This is a genomic window from Limnospira sp. PMC 1279.21, from assembly GCF_032349615.1.
GTDB lineage: Bacteria > Cyanobacteriota > Cyanobacteriia > Cyanobacteriales > Microcoleaceae > Limnospira > Limnospira fusiformis.
The window spans coordinates 14,078-16,936 of sequence record NZ_JARPLU010000114.1; the positions used below are offsets into that span (position 1 = coordinate 14,078).

5 protein-coding genes are annotated in these 2,859 nt (G+C 40.7%); all 5 read right to left on the reverse strand.

The features are described from left to right. Positions 1-53: 53 nt before the first annotated feature. Positions 54-1,517 carry a hypothetical protein gene (locus tag P5683_RS16515; RefSeq protein WP_315641127.1) on the reverse strand — a complete coding sequence of 488 codons (1,464 nt, stop codon included), beginning with the start codon at positions 1,515-1,517 and terminating at the stop codon, positions 54-56. Between the two features lie 9 nt (positions 1,518-1,526). Further along, positions 1,527-1,922, reverse strand: a complete 396-nt coding sequence (locus P5683_RS16520; protein ID WP_187758457.1) for a hypothetical protein — start codon at positions 1,920-1,922, stop codon at positions 1,527-1,529. A 192-nt stretch (positions 1,923-2,114) separates the two neighbouring features. After that, on the reverse strand, positions 2,115-2,330 hold the full coding sequence (locus tag P5683_RS16525) for a hypothetical protein (protein WP_006670357.1): 216 nt from the start codon (positions 2,328-2,330) through the stop codon (positions 2,115-2,117). Between the two features lie 67 nt (positions 2,331-2,397). Next, complete coding sequence (locus P5683_RS16530; protein ID WP_164468733.1) at positions 2,398-2,550, reverse strand: hypothetical protein; 153 nt, start codon at positions 2,548-2,550, stop codon at positions 2,398-2,400. Positions 2,551-2,563: 13 nt separating this feature from the next. Then, positions 2,564-2,859, reverse strand: a 296-nt coding sequence (locus P5683_RS16535; RefSeq protein ID WP_315663623.1) for a tetratricopeptide repeat protein, incomplete at its 5' end; no start/stop codon positions are given.

Consider the following 2,859-nt stretch of genomic DNA (forward strand, 5'->3'; position numbering starts at 1 on the left):
GTTGGGTTTCACCCAACCTACCCAGGTCTTGAATTTAACCGCCACCAGGTTAATCACCCCAAAATTAACCCAATTACACAACTAATAATAAACGTCAAACTTGCCGTTGATGCCGGATGAATCGTTGGCGCTTCTTCCTTATTCTGTGAGGGTAAAAACGGGTTTATTTCCGTTAATATACCCTCCGAATAATTCGCGATTGATGAAGCCGCCGCCGATCCTGTACCCACTCCTATACTAGCAGCAGCGATCGCCCTTTCTAGCCGATCTTCTCTTTTCGCTTGATTAATTTCCACAATTCCCTCAATCGTCTTAATCAGATTTTCTAATAAAATCATCCCCGGACTTAAACTCTCATAGTCCGTTTTTACCTGTCTTTCATACTTTTGTGCTGCCAATTTACTAAACTCAGCAAACGTAGTTAACTCACAATTTGGGTCTACCTTCGCAAATTCTTTTAACCTTTGTCGATAGTTGGTTAAATTAATCGTAATTGTCCTTAACTGGGAATGCAGTTGACTTAAATCGATCGCATAATTCCCTAATATTTGTAGCGTCTTTTCTAAAGCCTCTTGTAAATCTTCCGGGTTTTTCCGCTGTTGGCGAATTGTTAAGACCGATTTTTGAATCGTTTGATAATTGTCTTTTAATCGGCGTTTCAAAATCCGACTTTGGCTATAAGCCCAAATAATCTTATGGCGATAGGATAACAGGCGATGAAAATGGGTCTGTATTTCCTGAATTTTATCTTTCATTGCCGTTAAGTCGCACTCTGCTGGTAATAGCCAAATTAAATAATGGCATTCTCCTAAACTGTTTTGAATGTCCTTTATCAGCAGTGACTTATGTTCATCATTTAACCGGGGATAATTTCGCAGGTCTTCCGGTTTTTCATTATCAATCAGTATCAGTAAATTTTCCCAATCTTTCACCGAAACTAACTGGGTTATTTCAAATAAATCGCCCCCTAACAGTTTATTCCCTGGGAAACTCAATTGATTATCTTTTTTCCAGGGTAGGGGTTTATTGGCGATTTCTGTATAACTCTTTTCGGCAATTTCATTAACTTTCTCTGGGGAATATTTCCCGTCAAGTTGACCCCACAATAACCAAGTTTGACCTAGGCTTGAGGGAGTGTTATTAATCCTTTCCTCAATGTATTTTTTCAGTTGACTTAAACTGGTTTTCTGATATTCGCTATCATAGGCATCAATGATTAAACTATAGCTATCCCCCAATTGCGATGCCACTAACACATATTCTATCCCCATTAGAGGTTGTTCCCCCTCCTGATAGTCTAACCGCACAATATCGCTTTCGGGGTTTTCGCTGTTAGCATATTTTTTCAGTTTTTGCTTATTTTCTGGCGTTAAGTCGCTATATGGTTTTTGCAGGTCATGATGAAACCGCCGCCAAAAATAATAGCGATTAAACTTTATGCTTTTTGAGGTTTGTCCTAACCCTTCCCGTAAGTCATACAGAAACAGTTGCAGTGTGATTTCTTTTAGGGGATACATTCAGTTAACTTAGATAGATGGAGATGACTTAAATAGTTGGCTAAAAAACTCTTTTAGTTTGCCACCTCCCGAAGGATTTAGCGCATCTTTTGAGGCTTTTACCGGGTCGGGAGAATGACAAATTACCTCCACCGTATTGCTTAATTCTGTGCTATAATCATCACTCTCGAATATCGGTAGATAGCCTTTTTGGCGATCGCTTCCCTGCATTAGGCGATCGCACTCCTCCTCATATAATAGGGCTAAGTCTGTATCATTCATGGCGATCGCCTCTAATTGTTTGGTATTATTAGCAACATCGGAAATCGCCGCCAATTGATTATACACACTAATTGGCAACTTTTTGTTAAAACGGGCTAAAGCGTGAATAAATGCCGTTATGGTTATTTTCTGGTTGGGAGTCATAGCTGATTAATTTATGAGGGTGGAAGATGCCGTCAAAGATTCAGGCGACTTCGACGATTTCGTTGATTCGCCTACTCCTAAATTCTACCACAGTCTCCGTCATCTGTATACACCCATTTGATAATTAATTTATCCCGTCCGTGACCACTCCCGTCACTTCCTACCGAGGGGACTCAGTGACTCCCCCTTAGCTTAATAACCCGAAATCACCAAACTCCCCCAATGATAAACATCAGAAAACGGCATAACTTCCGGGTTTTCCTGTCTTTCAATCCGTCCTAAAGCCTTGGCTAAAATTCCCTGATTACTCTCACTCAAAGGATGTGATAAACAGGATTCATAAACCTTCGCAATTTCTGCCCAGGTCGCCTCACAGCGTAACCATTTTTTCGCCTTATGTAAAGCCATCGCCGCCGTTTCACCCCCTAGATATTCCTGATAAAACTTAATGCCAATACCGTCGCCGATTCATCATTCACCAGCCATAAATCTGATAATCATGATGCCAATCCGTGATGAAAGTTTCCAGTTGTTTCTGTTGCCAAGCCGATAAGGGTATAGCCGTCATGTCGTCTACCGTCAGGATAAAGGTTATCAAATAATAGTTGCCATAATACCAATAAATCATGGCGGTTTCCGGGTTAAGCAATGCGTGAATTTTTGCTTCTGTTAACCCTAGCTTTATGGTAATCCGGTTTATATTTTAGGGCTTGGTCGTAGGAGGATATCGCTTGTTTATACTCTCCTAAATTATACATCGCCACCCCTCGGTTATTCCAAGCTTTATGGTAATCCGGTTTATATTTTAGGGCTTGGTCGTAGGAGGATATCGCTTGTTTATACTCTCCTAAATTATACATCGCCACCCCTCGGTTATTCCAAGCTTTATGGTAATCCGGTTTATATTTTAGGGCTTGGTCGTAGGAGGATATCGCTC

What these genes read in the sequence shown, in the direction of transcription:
- P5683_RS16515 (WP_315641127.1), bottom strand. Translation starts at nt 1,517, where the DNA reads ATGTATCCCCTAAAAGAAATCACACTGCAACTGTTTCTGTATGACTTA.
- P5683_RS16520 (WP_187758457.1), bottom strand. Translation starts at nt 1,922, where the DNA reads ATGACTCCCAACCAGAAAATAACCATAACGGCATTTATTCACGCTTTA.
- P5683_RS16525 (WP_006670357.1), bottom strand. Translation starts at nt 2,330, where the DNA reads ATGGCTTTACATAAGGCGAAAAAATGGTTACGCTGTGAGGCGACCTGG.
- P5683_RS16530 (WP_164468733.1), bottom strand. Translation starts at nt 2,550, where the DNA reads ATGATTTATTGGTATTATGGCAACTATTATTTGATAACCTTTATCCTG.